The organism is Flavobacterium panici, assembly GCF_903819335.1.
In the GTDB taxonomy this organism is placed as follows: Bacteria; Bacteroidota; Bacteroidia; order Flavobacteriales; family Flavobacteriaceae; genus Flavobacterium; species Flavobacterium panici.
The window spans coordinates 79,176-98,840 of the sequence record NZ_CAIJDE010000017.1 but is presented as its reverse complement, the minus strand read 5'-3'; the positions used below and the strand labels follow the sequence as shown (position 1 = coordinate 98,840).

The 19,665-nt window shown below is 34.0% G+C and carries 18 protein-coding genes; 14 read left to right on the top strand and 4 right to left on the bottom strand.

The window, feature by feature from the left end; translation table 11 throughout:
- The first annotated feature begins 29 nt into the window (after positions 1–29).
- The 4 genes from FLAPXU55_RS00570 to FLAPXU55_RS00555 all read left to right on the top strand — a co-directional run bounded on the left by FLAPXU55_RS00570 (position 30) and on the right by FLAPXU55_RS00555 (position 8,453).
- Complete coding sequence (locus tag FLAPXU55_RS00570; RefSeq protein ID WP_180855991.1) at positions 30–2,264, top strand: glycoside hydrolase family 3 C-terminal domain-containing protein; 2,235 nt, start codon at positions 30–32, stop codon at positions 2,262–2,264.
- Position 2,265: 1 nt separating this feature from the next.
- Positions 2,266–3,771 (top strand): cellulase family glycosylhydrolase, encoded by a 1,506-nt coding sequence (locus tag FLAPXU55_RS00565; RefSeq protein ID WP_180855989.1) that lies wholly within the window; start codon positions 2,266–2,268, stop codon positions 3,769–3,771.
- A gap of 113 nt (positions 3,772–3,884) precedes the next feature.
- Positions 3,885–5,834 (top strand): sialate O-acetylesterase, encoded by a 1,950-nt coding sequence (locus tag FLAPXU55_RS00560; protein ID WP_180855987.1) that lies wholly within the window; start codon positions 3,885–3,887, stop codon positions 5,832–5,834.
- Between the two features lie 213 nt (positions 5,835–6,047).
- Complete coding sequence (locus FLAPXU55_RS00555) at positions 6,048–8,453, top strand: glycoside hydrolase family 95 protein (protein WP_180855985.1); 2,406 nt, start codon at positions 6,048–6,050, stop codon at positions 8,451–8,453.
- Between the two features lie 145 nt (positions 8,454–8,598).
- Here FLAPXU55_RS00555 and FLAPXU55_RS00550 read toward each other — a convergent pair whose 3' ends face one another.
- Positions 8,599–9,147, bottom strand: a complete 549-nt coding sequence (locus FLAPXU55_RS00550) for a CvpA family protein (RefSeq protein WP_180855983.1) — start codon at positions 9,145–9,147, stop codon at positions 8,599–8,601.
- A gap of 267 nt (positions 9,148–9,414) precedes the next feature.
- On the opposite strand from FLAPXU55_RS00550, the gene FLAPXU55_RS00545 reads away from it, so the two are divergent.
- The 3 genes from FLAPXU55_RS00545 (at position 9,415) to FLAPXU55_RS00535 (ending at position 11,444) form a co-directional block, all read left to right on the top strand.
- Positions 9,415–9,771 carry a hypothetical protein gene (locus FLAPXU55_RS00545; protein WP_053473416.1) on the top strand — a complete coding sequence of 119 codons (357 nt, stop codon included), beginning with the start codon at positions 9,415–9,417 and terminating at the stop codon, positions 9,769–9,771.
- Positions 9,772–9,893: 122 nt separating this feature from the next.
- Positions 9,894–10,913 carry a phenylalanine--tRNA ligase subunit alpha gene (gene pheS, locus FLAPXU55_RS00540; RefSeq protein WP_180855982.1) on the top strand — a complete coding sequence of 340 codons (1,020 nt, stop codon included), beginning with the start codon at positions 9,894–9,896 and terminating at the stop codon, positions 10,911–10,913.
- A gap of 123 nt (positions 10,914–11,036) precedes the next feature.
- Positions 11,037–11,444 (top strand): hypothetical protein, encoded by a 408-nt coding sequence (locus tag FLAPXU55_RS00535; protein WP_053473414.1) that lies wholly within the window; start codon positions 11,037–11,039, stop codon positions 11,442–11,444.
- A gap of 196 nt (positions 11,445–11,640) precedes the next feature.
- Here FLAPXU55_RS00535 and FLAPXU55_RS00530 read toward each other — a convergent pair whose 3' ends face one another.
- The 3 genes from FLAPXU55_RS00530 to FLAPXU55_RS00520 all read right to left on the bottom strand — a co-directional run bounded on the left by FLAPXU55_RS00530 (position 11,641) and on the right by FLAPXU55_RS00520 (position 15,125).
- Positions 11,641–12,636: an NAD(P)H-dependent glycerol-3-phosphate dehydrogenase gene (locus tag FLAPXU55_RS00530; RefSeq protein ID WP_180855980.1), complete on the bottom strand. Its 996-nt coding sequence runs from the start codon at positions 12,634–12,636 to the stop codon at positions 11,641–11,643.
- 419 nt (positions 12,637–13,055) lie between these two features.
- The gene (locus FLAPXU55_RS00525) at positions 13,056–14,210 is read right to left on the bottom strand and encodes an iron-containing alcohol dehydrogenase (protein ID WP_180855978.1); all 1,155 of its coding nucleotides are present in this window, start codon (positions 14,208–14,210) and stop codon (positions 13,056–13,058) included.
- 153 nt (positions 14,211–14,363) lie between these two features.
- Positions 14,364–15,125: a type 1 glutamine amidotransferase domain-containing protein gene (locus tag FLAPXU55_RS00520; protein WP_180855976.1), complete on the bottom strand. Its 762-nt coding sequence runs from the start codon at positions 15,123–15,125 to the stop codon at positions 14,364–14,366.
- Positions 15,126–15,211: 86 nt separating this feature from the next.
- Between FLAPXU55_RS00520 and FLAPXU55_RS00515 the strand changes: the two genes are divergently transcribed.
- The 7 genes from FLAPXU55_RS00515 to FLAPXU55_RS00485 all read left to right on the top strand — a co-directional run bounded on the left by FLAPXU55_RS00515 (position 15,212) and on the right by FLAPXU55_RS00485 (position 19,622).
- Entirely contained in the window at positions 15,212–16,117 is a 906-nt protein-coding gene (locus FLAPXU55_RS00515; protein WP_180855974.1) for a LysR family transcriptional regulator, read from the top strand.
- A gap of 43 nt (positions 16,118–16,160) precedes the next feature.
- On the top strand, positions 16,161–16,520 hold the full coding sequence (locus tag FLAPXU55_RS00510) for a PKD domain-containing protein (RefSeq protein WP_180855972.1): 360 nt from the start codon (positions 16,161–16,163) through the stop codon (positions 16,518–16,520).
- Between the two features lie 130 nt (positions 16,521–16,650).
- Positions 16,651–17,007, top strand: a complete 357-nt coding sequence (locus tag FLAPXU55_RS00505) for a PKD domain-containing protein (RefSeq protein ID WP_180855970.1) — start codon at positions 16,651–16,653, stop codon at positions 17,005–17,007.
- Between the two features lie 121 nt (positions 17,008–17,128).
- Positions 17,129–17,821: an NUDIX hydrolase gene (locus FLAPXU55_RS00500; RefSeq protein ID WP_180855968.1), complete on the top strand. Its 693-nt coding sequence runs from the start codon at positions 17,129–17,131 to the stop codon at positions 17,819–17,821.
- Positions 17,822–17,895: 74 nt separating this feature from the next.
- On the top strand, positions 17,896–18,729 hold the full coding sequence (gene prs, locus FLAPXU55_RS00495; protein WP_180855966.1) for a ribose-phosphate diphosphokinase: 834 nt from the start codon (positions 17,896–17,898) through the stop codon (positions 18,727–18,729).
- The gene (locus FLAPXU55_RS00490; RefSeq protein ID WP_180855964.1) at positions 18,726–19,253 is read left to right on the top strand and encodes an NADAR family protein; all 528 of its coding nucleotides are present in this window, start codon (positions 18,726–18,728) and stop codon (positions 19,251–19,253) included. The genes prs and FLAPXU55_RS00490 overlap by 4 nt, the downstream gene beginning before the upstream one ends.
- Positions 19,254–19,256: 3 nt before the next feature.
- Positions 19,257–19,622, top strand: coding sequence for an ADP-ribosylation/crystallin J1 (locus tag FLAPXU55_RS00485; RefSeq protein WP_180855962.1), 366 nt, complete (start codon positions 19,257–19,259; stop codon positions 19,620–19,622).
- The last annotated feature ends 43 nt before the right edge of the window (positions 19,623–19,665 follow it).

Below are 19,665 nucleotides of genomic sequence, written 5' to 3'. Positions count from 1 at the left end.
AAAATCTAAAAACTAAAAAACCACAATCAATGAAAAACAAATTTATATACTTCTCGGCGGCACTGGCAGTGATGCTGTTTGTTTCGTGCAAAAATGAAGTACAAAATTCAGATGCTGAATCAGCTCAAAAAGAATATATAGGAAAAGAAATAGGTACGGATCATGATGCCGAAATAGATAAATTAATTTCTCAAATGACACTTGAGGAAAAAATTGGAATGCTTCATGGTAACAGTATGTTTGCCAATGCAGGTGTAAAACGTTTAGGAATTCCGGAATTAAAAATGGCCGACGGACCGCTTGGAGTTCGTGAAGAAATTTCACGTGACAATTGGGCTCCGGCGGGATGGACAAACGATTTTGCAACTTATTATCCGGCAGGCGGCGCTTTAGCAGCAACTTGGAATGCAGAAATGGCGCATACTTTCGGAACTAGTTTAGGAGAAGAATTACGTGCAAGAGATAAAGACATGCTGCTTTCGCCGGCCATCAACATGGTAAGAACGCCGCTTGGAGGAAGAACTTATGAATACATGAGTGAAGATCCGTTTTTGAATAAAAAAATCGCCGTGCCTTTAATTGTAGGTTTACAGGAAAAAGATGTAATGGCGTGCGTAAAACATTTTGCAGCAAACAATCAGGAAACCAATCGTGATTATGTCGATGTACAAATTGACGAGCGTACACTTCGTGAAATTTATCTTCCTGCTTTTGAAGCTTCGGTAAAAGAAGCAAAAGCATACAGCATAATGGGCGCTTACAATAAATTTAGAGGAGAATATTTATGTGAGAACGATTATATGCTAAATAAAATCCTTCGTGACGAATGGGGATTTAAAGGTATAGTAGTTTCAGACTGGGCTGCGGTGCATTCTACAGCAAAATCATTAAAAAACGGTTTAGATATTGAAATGGGGACACCAAAACCTTTCAACGAATTTTTCTTAGCCGATAAATTAATTGCTGCGGTAAAATCTGGTGAAGTTTCAGAAAAAGAAATTGATCTTCATGTAAAACGTATTTTAAGAGTTTTATTCCAAGTTAAAGCAATGGGCGGCGGCGAACGTACAAAAGGAAGTATCGCAACCGAAGCACATTACCAAGATGCTTATAAAATTGCTGCAGAAGCAGTTGTTTTATTGAAAAATGAAAACAACGCATTGCCATTAAAATTAGACGGAGTTAAATCTATCGCTGTAATTGGAAACAATGCCACAAAGAAAAATGCTCTTGGCGGATTTGGTGCGGGAGTAAAAACAAAAAGAGAAATTACGCCTCTTGAAGGTTTAAAAAATAGGCTTCCATCTTCAATAAAAATCAATTATGCCGAAGGTTATTTAGAGCGTTACGACGAAAAAAATAAAGGAAATCTAGGAAACATAACATCAAACGGTCCGGTAACAATTGATCAATTAGATCCGGCAAAAGTTCAGGAAGCAGTTGAAGCTGCTAAAAATTCTGATGTTGCGATCATTTTTGCAGGCTCAAACCGTGATTACGAAACTGAAGCTTCAGACCGTAGAGATTTGCATTTGCCTTTTGGACAAGAAGAATTAATTCAGAAAGTATTGGCAGTAAATCCAAAAACAATTGTAGTTTTTGTTGCCGGAGCGCCTTTTGAAATTGAAAATATCAGCAAAAAATCGCAAGCTGTAGTTTGGTCTTGGTTTAACGGTTCTGAAGGAGGAAATGCATTAGCCGATGTTTTATTAGGAAAAGTAAATCCGTCAGGAAAATTACCTTGGACAATGCCTAAAGCAATTATGGATTCTCCGGCGCATGCCACAAACAGTTTCCCTGGAGGAAAAACAGTAAATTATGCTGAGGGAATTTTAATTGGATACCGTTGGTTTGATACAAAAAATATTGCGCCTTTATATCCTTTTGGTTACGGATTATCATATACTACTTTTGGTTTTGAAAATGCGAAAGCAGATAAAACTGATTATGCGCAAAATGAAACAATCTCAGTTTCTGTTGAAGTAAAAAACACAGGAAAAGAGGATGGAAAAGAAGTAGTTCAATTATACGCTTCAAAATCAGGTTCTAAAATTACCCGCGCAGCACAAGAACTAAAAGGATTCTCAAAAGTTTTAGTAAAAGCAGGATCTTCGCAAACAGTTACAATTAAAGTTCCGGTAAAAGAATTAGCTTATTATGATGTTACTGCCAAAAAATGGACAGTTGAGCCAGGAAAATACACTTTAAAAGTGGGGAATTCTTCAAGAGATATTAAAAAAGAAATTCCTGTAACAATCAAATAAGATGAAAAACACAATTAAAACTTATTTCTTAAGTACGCTTTTATGCTTTTCATTTTTAAGTATTTGGGCTTGTAGCTCTGATAAAGAAGAAGAAAAAGCAGCTGCAAAAACACTTACAGTCGACACTAGTAAAATTGATTTTGTAAGCAAAGGAAGTGAAGCCAGCATAAAAATAAATACAAATGTTACGGCATGGACGATTAGTAACCCAAATTCAAGCTGGCTTCAGTTAAGTCAGGCGGGAGGAACTTCGGGAACTATTACCGTTAAAATAACAGCTTCAGAAAATACAAGTACCGAAGCAAGAACGGCAACAATTACAATTAATTCAGGTGAAACTTCATCTGTACAAATTGCAGTTACTCAGGCAGGCGCAGCGGTTGTTACTAGTTTATATCCAAGTTACAATACAAACCCAATTACGGCAGACCAATCCGGAATGTCAAGTACAGCTGTTCAATTAGCAGCGAAAATAAAATTAGGCTGGAATATTGGGAATACTTTAGAAGCAACTGGGGGAGAAACAGCTTGGGGAAATCCAAAAGTAACGAAAGCATTGATCGATGCTGTAAAAGCAAACGGATTTAATGCGATAAGAATTCCATGTTCGTGGAATCAATATTTGGAAAATGCTTCAACAGCAAAAATCAAAACAGAATGGCTCGACAGAGTAAAAGAAGTAGTTCAGTATTGTGTTGACAATGATATGTACGTTGTAGTGAATATTCACTGGGACGGCGGCTGGCTGGAAAATAATATCACCGAAGCTAAAAAAGTCGAAAACAATGCAAAACAAAAAGCTTTTTGGGAACAAATTGCAACACATTTACGAGGATTTGATGAACATTTACTTTTTGCAAGTGCCAATGAACCAGCGGTTGAAGATGCCTCACAAATGGCAGTTTTAACTTCGTATCATCAAACTTTCATTAATGCAGTTCGTTCAACCGGAGGAAAAAATGCCTATCGTACTTTAGTCGTTCAGGGACCAACGACAGATATTGAAAAAACAAACAAATTAATGACTACTTTGCCAACAGATTCTGCAGCAAACAGAATGATGGTTGAGGTTCATTATTATGCTCCGTGGAATTTTGGCGGATTAACTAAAGATGAAACCTGGGGAAAAATGTTCTATTATTGGGGAGCAAATTATCATTCCACAACAGATACAGAACGAAATGCAACTTATGGAGAAGAAGCAGATTTAGAGAAAAATTTCAAATTAATGAAAACTCAGTTTGTCGATAAAGGAATTCCAGTTTTGTTAGGAGAATTTGGAGCAATTCGCAGAACGACTTTAACCGGAGATGCCTTAACTTTACATTTAGCTTCGAGAGCGTATTATTTAAAAACGGTGATAAAAACAGCAAAAGCAAATGGATTATTACCTTTTTATTGGGACGAAGGAAGCATAGGAAATAATGGTTTTGGAATTTTTAAAAGAAGCGATAATTCCGTTTTCGATACTCAGGCCTTAACCGCTTTAAAAGAAGGATTACAGTAAAAAAGTTTTTATAAACCATATAAGTGATATAAGTAAAATTAAGTTTTTGTCAGCATTGAGCTTAAATTATCTTATATCACTTATATGGTTTAAACAATTTAAATTTAGAAGAAATGAAAAAATGTATTGTATTTATTTTTCTGATAATAAATGTTTTAGCTAATGCTAATGTCAAAATGCCTTTGCTGTTTTCTGACGGAATGGTGTTGCAAAGAGATAAAAAAATCCCGATTTGGGGTTTTGCCGATGCTAATGAAAAAATTGAAGTTCATTTTAACAAACAAATACAAAAAACAACTGCCGATAAAAACGGAAAATGGACTTTAAATCTGAATTCTGAAAAAGCCGGCGGACCTTTTGAATTAATAATTATTGGAAAAAATAAAATCACAATCAAAAATGTTTTGGTTGGTGAAGTCTGGATTTGCAGCGGACAATCGAATATGGAATTTCAGGTTTCAAAAACGATAAATGCCGAAAAAGAAATTGCCAATTCTGATTATCCAATGATTCGTCATTTTGGAGTTGCACAAGATTTAAGCGGAAAACCAAAAGACGATTTAAAAGCCGGAAAATGGGAAATAGCAAATAAAGAAACTGTTGGTAATTTTACAGCAGTTGGATATTACTTCGCCAGAAAATTATATGCCGAATTAAAAATCCCAATTGGAATCATTAATACTTCTTGGGGCGGAACGAATGTAGAAACCTGGACAAGCCGCGAAGCATTTCAAAAAAGTGATGATTTCAAATCTATGATTGCTGAAGTTCCTTCGCTAAATGTCGATTCTATTTCGAAATTGTACGCCAAAAAAATGAAAGAAAGAGTCGAGAAAATTCAGGGAACTCCGGTAAGTACAGATAATGAAAATACTTTTAAAGAATTTGATTTCAACGATTCATCTTGGGGCGAATTAAATACGCCGAGTTTATGGGAAAACCAACCTTTAGGTGATTTAGACGGAATTGTTTGGATGCGAAAAACGATTACACTTTCTGCAGAAGATATAAAAAACAAAGCAACACTTTATCTTTCAAAAATTGATGATGAAGACATTACATACGTAAACGGAATTGAAGTTGGTAAAAACTCACAATACGATTTAAAACGTGTTTACGAAATCCCATCAAATGTTTTGAAAGAAGGAAAAAATGTAATTTCGGTTAGAATTGTAGATAATGGCGGCGGCGGTGGAATCTACGGCGATGCAGCCGATTTAAAACTAAGTCTCGGCAGTAAAAATATTCCGCTTGACGGAAAATGGAAATTTAAAGTTATTACTGTAAAAACAGCATTATCACCAAACAGTTATCCGTCGTTGTTATACAATGCCATGGTAAATCCGCTGGTTCCGTACGCTATTGAAGGCGTTTTATGGTATCAGGGCGAAGCCAATGTTTGGAGAGCGAAGCAGTACAAAAAAGCATTTCCGTTAATGATTACAGACTGGCGAACAAAGTTTAAACAAGGTGATTTTCCTTTTTATTTCGTTCAATTATCAACTTTCAATGAGTTCAACGGAAACAGTAAAACAGGAAGCCGTTGGGCAGAACTTCGCGAAGCACAGTCTGAAACTTTAAAACTGCCAAATACAGGAATGGCGGTTACGACGGATATTGGAAATGCAAAAGACATTCATCCAACAAACAAACAAGATATTGGATTGCGTTTGGCGGCAGTTGCTTTAAATAATATTTATGGCAAAAAACAAGTTCACAGCGGACCAACTTATAAATCGCAGGAAATAAAAGGAAATCAAATTATTTTGACTTTCGATAATATTGGTTCGGGATTAACGGCTTCAGATAATTCAGAAAACCTAAAAGGATTCGAAATTGCAGGTGCAGACAAAGTTTTTCATTCCGCGAAAGCGATAATAAAAGACAACAAAGTAATTGTATCAAGCGATCAGGTTCAAAATCCCGTTGCAGTTCATTATGGCTGGGCAGATGACGATACCGAAATCAATCTTTTCAACAAAGAAAAATTCCCGGCATCGCCATTTAGAACTGATAATTGGGAAATGATTACGGCGAATGAAGTTTACAAAGTGAGTAAATAGTTTTTAGTTCTTAGTGATTAGTAAATAGTAATTAGTGAGAAGTAAAAAGTCTTTTGAACGGTTTTTTGAAACTTGTTTGAATGAAAATAAATAAAAATGTTCCGTTAGGAACAACTCGTCGGTAGCAACGGATGAAATCCGTTGATCAAAAAAACAACATTGCAATAATGTTCCGTAGGAACATCTGATCGGTAATATTTAAAACGCAGCAAAATGAATCCAAGCCTCATAAAAACATTTCTCATTTTACTTTTCGCCTCTTACTACACAAACATTTCTGCACAATCGAAAAATGTTTTATGGTACGATAAGCCTGCTGATTTCTTTGAAGAAAGTTTGGTTTTAGGGAACGGAAAAATGGGTGCAACGGTTTTTGGAGGTGCAAATTCAGATAAAATTTATTTGAATGATGCCACACTTTGGTCGGGAGAACCTGTGAATACAAAAATGAATCCGGAAGCGTATAAAAACATTCCCGAAATTCGCGAAGCATTAAAAAACGAAAATTATAAACTAGCCGAAGAATTAAACAAGAAAATTCAAGGGAAAAACTCCGAATCGTATGCACCTTTAGGAACATTAGAAATCAACAATGCTGAAAAAGGAAAAGCGGTAAATTATCATCGGGAACTGGATATTTCGAATGCAATTTCAAAAGTAAGTTACGAAATGGCCGGAATAAAATATACACGTGAATATTTTGTTTCAGCTCCAGATCAAATTATGGCAATCAAATTAACAGCCGATCAAAAAGGAGCTTTAAACTTTGATATCAATTTAAAAAGCCTTTTACAGTCAAATGTTGAAGTAAGAAATAATATTTTGGTAATGACAGGTTCTGCACCCATTCATGAAAATGCCGGATATGCTGTTTTACCAAAATATCTGGAGATAAAAGACAGAGGAACAAAATTTACCACTTTAGTCCAAATCAAAAAAACGGATGGACAAATTACAAGTTCGAGAGAAACACTAACTTTAAAAGATGCGACGGAAGCGATTATTTATGTTTCTGTAGCCACAAGTTTTAATGGTTTTGACAAAAATCCAGCAACAGAGGGTCCTGATGATGTAAACATTGCATTGCAAAATTTGAACAAGGCGTTTGCAAAACCTTTCGACAAATTAAAAGAAAATCATATTGCCGATTATCAAAAATTCTACAATCGTGTAACGTTAGATTTAGGCAAAACCACAGCACCAGATTTACAAACAGACGAACGTTTACTGCGCTACGCTGACGGGAAAGAAGATAAAAACCTCGAAATTCTCTATTTTAATTACGGGCGGTATTTATTGATAAGTTCTTCAAGAACATTGGGCGTTCCTGCGAATTTGCAGGGAATTTGGAATCCGTATTTGAATCCGCCCTGGAGCAGTAATTATACGATGAATATTAATCTCGAAGAAAATTACTGGCTGGCAGAAAACACCAATCTTTCAGAAATGCATTTGCCGCTTTTGAGTTTTATAAAAAATCTTTCGGTAACCGGAAAAGTGACGGCAAAGACTTTTTATGGTGTTAACGAAGGCTGGGCGGCAGCGCACAATTCTGATATTTGGGCAATGACAAATCCCGTTGGACAATTTGGAAAAGAAGAACCAATGTGGGCGTGCTGGCCAATAGCGGGCGCATGGCTGAGTACACATATTTGGGAACATTATATTTTTACGCAGGATGAAGCTTATTTAAGGAAAGAAGGGTATCCTTTGATGAAAGGTGCAGCCGAATTTTGTTTGGGCTGGCTGGTAACAGATAAAAATGGAAATTTAATTACATCGCCATCAACATCACCGGAAAATCAATATAAGCTATCGGACGGTTTTGTCGGCGCTACATTATATGGTGGAACTGCCGATTTAGCTATGATTCGCGAATGTTTTGATAAAACAATTAAGGCTTCAAAGGTTCTTAATATTGATGCTGATTTCAGAAAAAAATTAGAAACAGCATTGGCAAAACTTTATCCGTATCAAATTGGTAAAAAAGGAAATCTGCAGGAATGGTATTTTGACTGGGAAGATAATGATCCGAAACATCGTCATCAATCGCAGTTATTCGGACTTTTTCCGGGCGATCATATTACGCCTTTAAAAACTCCAGATTTAGCCGAGGCTTCAAGAAAAACACTCGAAATAAAAGGCGATGAAACTACGGGCTGGTCAAAAGGATGGAGAATTAATCTTTGGGCAAGACTTTGGGACGGAAATCGCGCTTATAAAATGTTCCGCGAATTACTGCGTTATGTTGATCCGGACGGAAAGAAAACGGAAAAACCAAGAAGAGGCGGAGGAACTTATCCGAATTTATTCGATGCGCATCCGCCATTTCAAATTGATGGAAATTTTGGTGGAGCCGCAGCCGTTGCCGAAATGTTAGTGCAGTCTAATGAAAATGAAATTAGATTATTGCCTGCTTTACCAGATGCCTGGGAGCAAGGTTCTGTAAAAGGAATTTGCGCAAGAGGCGGGTTTGAATTAGAAATAATTTGGAACAATAAGAAACCCGAAAAAGTGATTGTTTCTTCTAAAAAAGGAGGGAAAACAACTTTAATTTTTGGAGATAAAAAACAAGATATTACTTTAAAGAAAGATGAGAAAACAGAAATAAATTTCTAAATATTATTTTGAACCTATTGTCATCCTGAGCGAAGTCGAAGGCTCGATTAACATAAAAGGGCTTCGACTTCGCTCAGCCTGACACACTAATTAACAAACCCGACAGGTTTTAAAAACCTGTCGGGTTTACTTTGCGCAAAGAATATTATTCTTTTTTAGAAGGATCTTTTTCTTCTTCAGATTTCTCAGCTTGTTTTTCTTTAAAAGTCTCATACCATTTTTCAATAGAAGGATAAACAAAAGCAGCCACTTTTTTAACCGGATTATAGAAAATAGATTTATCTAGAGTTTCTTTTTTAGCGAAAGTATTATTGAAATTGATTTTCTCGAACAAAGCAATAAAAATACTTAAGATCAGGATTGTTTTTAAGATTCTGAAAAAGCCTCCGCCTAACTTATTCATCCAGCCAAGCATTGCAAAATCAGCAATTCCGGTTAATATTTTAGCAAGGAAATAAACACCAATTACAACCATAATAAAAGTTAAGATAAAAGCAGTAATTTGAATATTAGTAGGATTCCATGAAACATGTTTTAAAATCATGCCTGCTATTAAAGAAGAAAATTTAATCGCAAGATAAATTCCCAATAAAAGTGAAATAAAAGAAGCAACTTCTACAAAAAGCCCGTTTTTAATTCCTTTGTATAAACTGTAAACTAAAAGTGCGGCAACGATAATATCAAAAAAACTCATGTTTTGGTATGTTTAATGAAGGCGCAAATATATGTTTTTTTTAAGGTTTAAAGGCTCAGAGCTGCAAAGGTTCAGCCGTTTTTAATCTTGATTTATCTAATATTTAAAATCTATGTTTTTATGTGTTTAATTTTTTTAACGTGTTTGAATTTGAACTGTGTATCTTTGCAAATCAAAATTTAGAGTTCAGATTGCAATTCTGCCCCCTTCAGAATTGATTTTTTAAATCAGCAGTCTAAACTCTACAATCAAAAATCATAAATAAAAATGTCTAGAGATACACAATTAAAAGAGCGCTGGGAAAAGCTCGTCGATATACTTTCAAATCAATTTTCGCAAGGCGAAGATTTAGATTTAGATGCCATAATTTACCTAATTGGAGTTCAGGAACTCGGAAAAGTGCACCGTGAATTCAAAAAAGATGAAAAATTAAACTTAATGCATATTGCAATCTGCAGACTGCTTGAACCTTATGGGTTTTATGAATTTGATTTTTTTGATGCTGAAGGCTGGCCGCATTACAAAGTAAAAGAGCAATTGCCTGCGCTAAAAGCCGGAGAACAATCTGTTTTAATGAAAGAAGCAATTGTAAATTATTTTTTAGAAAGAAACGTTATTGAGTAGTTTTTAGTTTACAGTCGCAGTCTCAGTTTACAGTCGATTGAACTGAAAACTGAAAACTGCGACTGCGACTGCGTACTTTAAACTAAAAACACTAAATTTGTACTCTCAATTATCGAAGGAAAATGATAGATAAGATCAAACAACATATAGAGGAAGCTAAAGCCTTTAATGAGAAAAATAAAGAATCGTTAGAACAATTCCGTATTAAATATTTAGGAAGTAGAGGTTTAGTAAGAGAACTTTTTAATGAGTTTAGAAATATCCCGAACGACCAGAAAAAAGATTTTGGAGTTGTAATGAATACCTTAAAAGCTGTTGCTGAGGAAAAAGTAAAAGTTATTCAGGAAGAGCTTGAAAGCAAAGAAGAAATAAAAGGAGTTTTTGGCGATTTAACGCGTGCTGCAGAACCGGTAATTATTGGTTCTCGTCATCCTATTTCTATCGTAAAAAATCAGATTATAGATATTTTTGCCAATATTGGATTCAACGTTTCTGAAGGTCCGGAAATCGAAGACGACTGGCATAACTTTACGGCATTAAACCTTCCGGAATACCATCCGGCAAGAGATATGCAGGATACATTTTTCATTCAGACAAATCCTGATGTGTTATTGCGTACGCATACATCATCTGTTCAGGTGCGTTATATGGAAAATCATAAACCACCAATTCGTACTATTTCTCCGGGACGTGTTTTCCGTAATGAAGCCATTTCATCGCGTTCGCACTGTATTTTTCATCAGGTAGAAGGATTGTATATTGACAAAGATGTTTCTTTTGCAGATTTAAAGCAAACGTTACTTTATTTCACTAAAGAAATGTTCGGAAAATCTAAAATCCGTCTTCGTCCGTCTTATTTCCCTTTTACAGAGCCAAGTGCTGAAATTGATATTTATTGGGGATTAAAAACGGAAACAGATTACCGTATTACTAAAGGAACGGGCTGGTTAGAAATTGGTGGCTGCGGAATGGTTGATCCAAACGTTTTGAAAAACTGTGATATTAATCCAGACGAATACAACGGTTTTGCATTTGGAATGGGAGTAGAGCGTATTGCCATGCTTTTATACCAAATTGGCGATATCCGTATGTTCTACGAAAATGATGTTCGTTTCTTAGAGCAATTTAAAGCAAATATATAAGTTGCAATTTAGATTTTAGACTGTAGATTTTAGATTAATTCGAATGTCTAATTTATTATAATAATATAATAAACCTTTGTTGAAGTTTAGGCTTTGACAAAGGTTTTAAAGCTTTTAATAAAAATGAAAAAAGATATAACAATTCCAGAAGTTGAAAATGTGTTTCTTGCTGCGGTGCAGGAATGGAGCGATGATTTTATGGAAAAAGTGTGGTACGCTTATCTTGTAAACGACAGCGACTTTAATTTAGACAGCGTTATGGTGGTTTCAAAAGCATTTGGAACTATTGATGGTGAAATGAAAAAAACATCGGTTTTACGTCATGCTTTTGTTGAAGTTCCGGCTGTTTCTGTGGTTAAGATCGAAATGATAGAGAAAAGCCTTTTGGTTTTGAATAATGAATTTATGGTAACATTCTTTATTGGAAATACTTTGTACGATAAGAAGTTCATATTCAAATCGAATTTAATCAACGAAAATAATACGGAAGAAGTGCCTATTTTGTTTGTTGAGGGGATAATGGTGAAGTAGCATTTCTCCTGCAAGGTTTTTAAAACCTTGTAGGTTTAGAATTTAACACCACCTATAATAAATACCTACAAGGTTTTAAAAACCTTGCAGGAAAAGAAAAAGAGTCAAGACGAAATTAAATAAGTCTTGACTCTTTTTTTATTCTCAAAGTATAGGTCTATTTTCTATACTCTTTATTCTATATTCTTCAAAAAAACTAATCTAAAGACTCCGTCAATTTCTTAAATACAGACTTCGCATCTTTCCCCTCATATAAAACAGAATAAACAGCGTCTATAATAGGCGTTTTTGCACCATAACCCTGATTTAGTTTATAGGCACTTTTTGTTGCGTAATAACCTTCCGCAACCATGCTCATTTCCATCATGGCACTTTTTACAGTATATCCTTTTCCAATCATGTTTCCGAACATTCTGTTTCTGGAGAAAACCGAATATCCTGTAACCAATAAATCTCCTAAATAAGCAGAATCATTAATGTTACGTTTCATTTTATGAACTTTTCGAATGAATTTTTTCATTTCGCGAATTCCATTACTCATCATAACCGATTGGAAGTTATCTCCATAACCTAAACCGTGAGCAATTCCGGCAGCGATTGCGTAAATGTTTTTAAGCATTGCAGCATATTCGGTACCAATGATATCATCAGAAATTTTAGCTTTAATGTAATTTCCAGAAAGTGATTTTGCAACCGTACGAGCTTTTTCGGGGTCTCCACAGGCAATTGTTAAGTACGAAAGTCTTTCAAGAGCAACTTCCTCAGCGTGGCAAGGACCAGTAATAACACCAATATTATAATATGGAATATCGTATTGAATGTGAAAGTGTTCACCAACGATTAAACTTGTTTCTGGAACAATTCCTTTAATGGCCGAAAAAATGATTTTATCAGCTAATGAAACCGTCATGTTTTTTAATTCGGCATCTAAAAAAGCAGATGGAATCGCAAAAATGATATAATCTGCAAATTCGATTGCTTCGTTTATATTGCTTGTTAATTTAAGTTTGCTGGTGTCAAATTCAACAGAACTTAAATAATTTGGATTGTGTTTGTATTTTTGGATATGTTCGATTGCAGATTCATTACGCATATACCAGGCAATTTCTGAAAGATTCACACATAACATCTTTGTAATTGCCGTTGCCCAGCTTCCTCCTCCAATTACTGCAAATTTTAATTTTCCGCTCATTATTTTAATAATTTAAAACAAAAGTACTTAATAATGTAGTAATAATACAAAATCTGATTTAAGAAATTTGATGAACGTCTTTAATTTCAATGGTTTTCAGCATGTTTGGATAAAATAAATAATATTTTTAACAAGTATGCAATAAAGAATAAAAACGTGCGTTATAACTAATTGTAAATTAGAATTTAATGAATTTATCAAGAATTGAGTTAGTTAGTTTTGTTTTAGTATTTTGAAAAGGCGTTCCTAAACTTATTAAGAACGCCTTTTTTAGTTAAATATAAATTCCAATTTTTTAAATTCCAAATTCCAAGTTGTTGATATTATAATGAGATTTATATTTTAAATAAAAAATTCCAAATTCCAATTTTTAAGTATGCTATTGGAATTTGGAATTTAAAAAATTTGGAATTTATTTATTAACTAAGCTCAACAATAGATTTTACTTTATCTAAAGTTACCAATTGATTTTCGCCTAAACCTTTCCAGCCTCTTTCGTCGAAACGATTTACGATAAAATCTGCAGTTTTGGTATAATCATCTGTATATTGAGAAAGTTTAGTGTCCATTCCCATTGTATGGAAAAACTCAACTGTTTTATTGATTGCTTCTTTTGCCACTTCGTCATCAGAACCAGAAAGATTAAAAATACGTCTTCCGTATTGTGCTAATTTACCTTTTTTAGTTTCGAACATTACGTTGTATAAACTTGGGCCTATAATTGCCAAAGTTCTCGCATGATCAATTCCGTAAAGAGCCGTTAATTCGTGACCAATCATATGCGTTGCCCAATCACTTGGAACCCCTTTTTGAATTAATCCGTTTAAAGCCATTGTACAACTCCACATAAAGTTTGAAGCCAAAGCATAATCATTTGGATTTTCAACCACTTTTGGCCCAACTTCAATTAAAGTCTGTAAAATTCCTTCGGCGATTCTGTCTTGAAGAAAACCTTCATGCGGATAAGTTAAGTATTGTTCCATTACGTGTGTGAAAGCATCTACAACACCATTTTGAATTTGTCTTTTTGGTAAAGATTCAATTACGGTTGGATCGCAGATAGAAAATTTTGGGAATAATGCGCTTCCGCCAAAAGCCAGTTTTTCCTGTGTAGCTTCGATTGTAACCACAGATCCTGAATTCATTTCACTTCCCGTTGCAGGCAGCGTTAAAACAGTTCCAAATGGTACAGCGTTTTCTTTAATCAGAATTCGTTTTTGTAAAATATCAATCGGATTTCCTTGGAAATTAACGGCGGCTGAAATAAATTTCACACCATCAATTACAGATCCTCCGCCCACGGCAAGAATAAAATTAATTTTCTCTGCTTTGATAACTTCAACAGCTTTCATTAAAGTTTCAAAATGCGGATTTGGCTCAATTCCTCCAAATTCTACGATTTCAAAACCTTTTAAGTTTGCGATTACCTGATCGTAAACACCATTTTTAAAAATACTTCCACCGCCATAAGCCAAAAGGATTTTTGCATCTTTTGGAACTAAAGTCGAAAGTTTTTCAATTTGTCCTTTTCCGAAAATTAAATTCGTCGGATTGTATAATTCAAAGTTTAGCATGATTTTTTTTGAGTTTCTAAGATGCTAAGGTTCTAAGATTCTAAGTTTTTTTCTCAAAACTTAATATTCTAGTAGCCTAGCATCTCAATTATTATTACTAATCACCAAGTTGCTAAAATCTTAGAACCTTAGCAACTTAGAATCTTAGTATCTTTATTTCAATTTTTCTAATAATTTTCCAGCTACCAATTTAGATGATGCCGGGTTTTGGCCTGTAATTAAAAGACCGTCTTCAACAGCATAGGGCTGCCAGTTTGCACCTTTAGAAAAAATTGCTCCGTTTGATGCCAAAGCATCTTCTAATAAAAATGGAACAACTTTAATTAATCCAACGGCTTCTTCTTCGTCATTTGTAAATCCGGTAACTTTTTTGCCTTTTACTAGATATTCACCTTTTACTTTTACATTTTTTAAAACAGCCGGAGCGTGGCATACAAAAGCTACAGGTTTTTTATTAGTATAAAAAGCTTCGATTAAAGCAATAGAACTTTTATCTTCCACTAAATCCCAAAGCGGGCCGTGTCCACCAGGATAAAAAACTGCGTCGTAATCTTTTTGATTAACTGTTGATAGCTTTAAAGTGTTTTTTAATTTTTCCTGTAAAACTTTATCAGCGTCAAAACGTTTTGTGTCTTCAGTTGCCGATGAAGGATCTGCACTTTTTGGATCAATTGGCGGCTGTCCTCCAAGCGGAGAGGCAATTGTAATTTCAACTCCTTTATCTAATAATTCATAATAAGGAGCAGCAAATTCTTCAGACCAAAATCCTGTCTTTTCTCCTGTATTGCCCAGCTTATCGTTGCTGGTAACAACAAATAATACTTTTTTCATACCTTTTTTATTTGATTTTTGTGCGACAGCAGAAACACCTGCAGCGGCAAATGCAATTATTGCGAGTAATGCTATTTTTTTCATGTGATTAAAATTTTTAACAAATTTACGCGGAAAGTGATATTAGTAAAAATAAAATAAACTATGTTTGCTATAAACAAATTTATATCATGGTAAATCTAGAATGGTACAGAACTTTTAAAGCAGTTTACAAAAACGGCAATTTTTCAGTTGCCGCAAAGGAATTATTTATGAGCCAGCCTGCAGTAAGTCAGCAGATTTCTATGCTCGAGGCTCATGTGGGGAATAAATTGTTTAATCGGAAATCAAAAGGAGTTGAGCCAACCGAATACGCTAAGTTACTGAATAATTTAATTATAGACGCACTCGACAGACTCGAAAGTGTTGAAACAGGTTTTAGAGCTAAAGCAGAAGATGCCAACCGATTAATTTCTGTTGGGGTTTCAAAAAATCTTTTCGATTGTATTGGTAATCTTTTAATTGCTAAGTTTGATTTAATCGATTTTACTTTTGCAGAAAACGACGAACTTTTTGAATTAGTGAATTCTAAAAAACTTGATTTTGCTATTACGACAAAAAGGTTTGATACGTTTGATACGACTTATGAAATTGTTGGAAAAATTAAACTAATAATGGTTGCGCCAACAAGTTTAGACATAACCGAATTCCGCCAAAGATTAAAAGCCGATAATTTTACAGAAATAGAGCAATGGCTGAATGCACAAAAATGGTACAGTCATGATGCGAGAATTCCGCATATAAAAATGTTCTGGCTGCATGCTTTTAATAAAAAAAGACCGTCAATGGTTCCTAATTATATTATTCCTTCAGAATCTGAAATGCTTAGACTTTTATCTAAAAACGAAGGAGTAGCCATTACCTGGAATTGTAATGCAAGAGATTACATCAAACAAAATAAATTGCAGTTAGTATGGAACAGTTTTCACGTTCCGGAAGAATTTGTATATCTGCTGACACCAAAAAACAATAATTTGAATTCGTTTTTCGAAATTATTTCAAAAGAGTTAAAATTGTTTTACGGTAACAGATTGTAATTAATGCTAAGAATATCTTTAACGAAATCCCTTTAAACCTTAAATGAAAATAGCTGCGAAAATTTTATTATTACTAACAGTAATTTTTATTAGTGATTCCTGCACTGAAGAACAAATAGATTCTATAACAAATTGCTGGGGACAATCATCAAAGGTTGAGATACAATATTCTTTAGATCCGCTTAATGCTAAGAAAATTACGTATTCGGTTAAATATGAAGGATCAGGATCCTTAAGTTCTATAAAATGGACATTTGGTGATGGAAAACCAAATGTAGAAGGTTTAAGAGTAACGCACACTTATGAAACAGTAGGAACTTATGAAATTCAAGCGGATATTACAGTTAGAAAAGATCAAGAGAATTGTAATGTAATCGAAAAGAAAAATATACAGGTGAATTAATATAAATGTTCAAAAAGCTTTCTTTAAAAACCGAAACGGGTATAAAATATATGAAAATTCTTCTTTTTTTTGTTTGAGCTTGCCTTTTAAAACCATAAATTTGATTTAACAAAACTAAAATCAATAACTTATGAAAAAGATGAAAAGAATTTTTGCAGTTGTTATTATAGCTTTTTTAGTCTTTTCCTGCAGTAAGCATGATGACGAGGAAATAGTAGATTGTTTTGGAGAATCGATTTTAATTCAATTAAAACATTCTGTTGATGGAGCTAATTCCAAGAAAATTAATTATTCGATAGAATATACCGGAACAAAAACAGTAAGTTCTGTTAAATGGACTTTTGGAGATGGAACTTCTGGTGAAGGAATGAATGTTTCACATACTTATTCGTCTGCCGGTACATTTGAGGTAAAGGCAGATGTTACTACAAAAGAGGGAAGTTCTGCGTGTACAAGTAGTCCAAAGAAAAGTATTACCGTGAATTAGAAAAGGTTAAAGAAAAGAGTAAGATAAAAAATATTGAGAGTCAATTTTATAAGTTATGCTTGTGCATTAGATTATAAAATTGGCTCTCATTCGTTATATTTGTTTGATATGATTTAGGATTATGGAAAATTTACAAAATATTAGAATTGCTGTCGATGCGATTGTTTTTGGATACAAAAACAATGATTTATATGTGTTATTGATTGAACAGCAATTTGGAACTTCAGAAAAATACTGGGCTTTACCAGGCGGTTTGGTTCAAAATTCTGAATCGTTAAGCGATGCTGTTATTCGTGAACTGCACGAAGAAACAAACGTACAGCTGACTTTTATGGAACAATTATACACTTTTGGAGATGATATTTACAGAGATTCCCGAAATCGTGTAATTTCAGTTGCTTATTATGCTTTGGTCGATGCTTCAAACTTAGATATCAAAGCCAATACCGATGCCGAAAGAGTACAATGGTGTAAAATAGATGAAATTCCGGCTTTGGCTTTTGATCATAATTTAATTCTTGAAAAAGCAATTTCAAGATTAAAATCAAAACTAACATACGAACCAATTGGTTTCGATTTACTTCCTGAAGAATTCTTATTTTCAGATCTTGAAAATCTTTACTGCACTATTTTAGAAAAAGAAATTGACCGACGAAACTTCAGAAAAAAAATCTTAAGCTTTGATATTTTAGAGGAAACAGAAAAATTTTCACCAATAAAAACAGGTCGTCCAGCTAAACTTTTTAAGTTTAATAAGCAGAAATATAACGAGTTAACTCAAAAAGGATTTCACTTCGAAATAAAGTTTGCGTAATTTTTACACAAAATAAATTGTTTATTTAAAATTTAATTCTACATTTGCGTATAATTAACGCAAACTAAAAGACCATGATACTAAATCTCGACCCAAAATTCGCTCCTTTCCAAAATCAGGAAGAAATCAAATTTCAAAGTTTTACATTCTCTGGAGGAGAACCACACATAAAAATTAATCCGGATTTTGATAGCAATCAAAAAATAACAATCACACACAGATTAAACTCTTTCAATGATTTAGGTTTGTTGTGTATTACGGTTGACGCTTTACGCAGAATGGACGTTAAAATCATCGATTTGTTTATTCCGTATTTCCCGGCTGCAAGACAAGATCGTGTTATGATTCCCGGCGAACCTTTATCTGTAAAAGTGTATGCTGATATTATAAACGGACTTCAGTTGAATAAAGTTTTTGTTTTTGATGCACATTCTGAAGTTACTCCGGCTTTGGTAAACAATTGTACCGTAATTCCGAACCATACCTTTATTCAGCAGATTTTAAAAGTTATTGGTGAAAACGTGAAATTGATTTCTCCAGATGGCGGTGCTTTAAAGAAAATCTACAAAGTTTCTGAATTTTTAGGTGGAATTGATGTTGTAGAATGCAGCAAAAGCCGTGACGTGAAAACAGGAAAACTATCTGGTTTTAAAGTTTATGAAGACGATTTAAACGGAATTGACTGTTTAATTGTAGATGACATTTGTGACGGCGGCGGAACTTTTGTTGGACTTGCCGAAGAATTAAAAAAGAAAAATGCCGGAAAATTATACTTAGCAGTAAGCCACGGAATTTTCAATAAAGGTTTTGAAGTTTTGGATTGCTTTGACAAAATCTTTACCACAAATTCTTTCAAAGATTTTGATGATGAAAGAGTTTTCCAAATCAAATTAGATCAATTAATATGAAATACAATATTCAAGATATAGCTCCAGAAAGTAAGTTTTTATTTTTCTGGGGACATCAGGCTAATAAAGACGGAAAAATTACCAAAACCTGTTTCAGTCAATGGTGGTTAAGTTCTTTTAAAGTTGAAAAAGTAACCTATAAAACGGCTGAACACTGGATGATGGCAAAAAAAGCAGAATTGTTTCAGGATGAAGAAATCTTAGAAAAAATTCTAGAAGCAGATTCTCCGGCCGAAGCCAAAAAGTTAGGAAGAGAAGTTAGAAATTATGACGAAAAACTTTGGTTAGAAAACCGATACGAGATTGTAAAACAAGGGAATTATCATAAGTTCAGTCAGAATCGAGATTTAAAAACATTTTTACTAAATACAAAAGATCGGGTTTTAGTTGAAGCAAGTCCGGTCGATCCCATTTGGGGAATTGGAATGGCAAGTGATCATACAAATGCTTCAAATCCTGAAAAATGGCAGGGATTGAATCTTTTAGGTTTTGCTTTGATGGAAGTTAGGGATGAATTGAAATAAATTATGGAAACAACAAGATTATATCGTCCGGTTGGATTGAAAGAAATGGAACTTATCGCAGATTTGGAGTACAAAGCTTTTCCTCCAAGATTAAATTGGCAACCTATTTTTTATCCTGTAACGAATCAACAATACGCAGAACAAATTGCTTTAGAATGGAATACCGTTGATGAATTTTCAGGTTTTATTGCAATTGTCACCGCTTTTGAAGTCAAAACCTCTTTTTTGGAGAAATATGAAGTTCAAAATGTAGGCGATAAAAATCATAACGAACTTTGGATTCCGTCAGAAGATTTAAACGATTTCAATTCTAATATTATTGGAGAAATTGAAATAGTAAAAGTGGATTTCACAGATCGTTCAGTATAAGTTCAAATGTCGGACTAAGGAACAAATTAAATGAATTTAAAAA

What these genes read in the sequence shown, in the direction of transcription:
- FLAPXU55_RS00570 (WP_180855991.1), top strand. Translation starts at nt 30, where the DNA reads ATGAAAAACAAATTTATATACTTCTCGGCGGCACTGGCAGTGATGCTG.
- FLAPXU55_RS00565 (WP_180855989.1), top strand. Translation starts at nt 2,266, where the DNA reads ATGAAAAACACAATTAAAACTTATTTCTTAAGTACGCTTTTATGCTTT.
- FLAPXU55_RS00560 (WP_180855987.1), top strand. Translation starts at nt 3,885, where the DNA reads ATGAAAAAATGTATTGTATTTATTTTTCTGATAATAAATGTTTTAGCT.
- FLAPXU55_RS00555 (WP_180855985.1), top strand. Translation starts at nt 6,048, where the DNA reads ATGAATCCAAGCCTCATAAAAACATTTCTCATTTTACTTTTCGCCTCT.
- FLAPXU55_RS00550 (WP_180855983.1), bottom strand. Translation starts at nt 9,147, where the DNA reads ATGAGTTTTTTTGATATTATCGTTGCCGCACTTTTAGTTTACAGTTTA.
- FLAPXU55_RS00545 (WP_053473416.1), top strand. Translation starts at nt 9,415, where the DNA reads ATGTCTAGAGATACACAATTAAAAGAGCGCTGGGAAAAGCTCGTCGAT.
- pheS (WP_180855982.1), top strand. Translation starts at nt 9,894, where the DNA reads ATGATAGATAAGATCAAACAACATATAGAGGAAGCTAAAGCCTTTAAT.
- FLAPXU55_RS00535 (WP_053473414.1), top strand. Translation starts at nt 11,037, where the DNA reads ATGAAAAAAGATATAACAATTCCAGAAGTTGAAAATGTGTTTCTTGCT.
- FLAPXU55_RS00530 (WP_180855980.1), bottom strand. Translation starts at nt 12,636, where the DNA reads ATGAGCGGAAAATTAAAATTTGCAGTAATTGGAGGAGGAAGCTGGGCA.
- FLAPXU55_RS00525 (WP_180855978.1), bottom strand. Translation starts at nt 14,210, where the DNA reads ATGCTAAACTTTGAATTATACAATCCGACGAATTTAATTTTCGGAAAA.
- FLAPXU55_RS00520 (WP_180855976.1), bottom strand. Translation starts at nt 15,125, where the DNA reads ATGAAAAAAATAGCATTACTCGCAATAATTGCATTTGCCGCTGCAGGT.
- FLAPXU55_RS00515 (WP_180855974.1), top strand. Translation starts at nt 15,212, where the DNA reads ATGGTAAATCTAGAATGGTACAGAACTTTTAAAGCAGTTTACAAAAAC.
- FLAPXU55_RS00510 (WP_180855972.1), top strand. Translation starts at nt 16,161, where the DNA reads ATGAAAATAGCTGCGAAAATTTTATTATTACTAACAGTAATTTTTATT.
- FLAPXU55_RS00505 (WP_180855970.1), top strand. Translation starts at nt 16,651, where the DNA reads ATGAAAAAGATGAAAAGAATTTTTGCAGTTGTTATTATAGCTTTTTTA.
- FLAPXU55_RS00500 (WP_180855968.1), top strand. Translation starts at nt 17,129, where the DNA reads ATGGAAAATTTACAAAATATTAGAATTGCTGTCGATGCGATTGTTTTT.
- prs (WP_180855966.1), top strand. Translation starts at nt 17,896, where the DNA reads ATGATACTAAATCTCGACCCAAAATTCGCTCCTTTCCAAAATCAGGAA.
- FLAPXU55_RS00490 (WP_180855964.1), top strand. Translation starts at nt 18,726, where the DNA reads ATGAAATACAATATTCAAGATATAGCTCCAGAAAGTAAGTTTTTATTT.
- FLAPXU55_RS00485 (WP_180855962.1), top strand. Translation starts at nt 19,257, where the DNA reads ATGGAAACAACAAGATTATATCGTCCGGTTGGATTGAAAGAAATGGAA.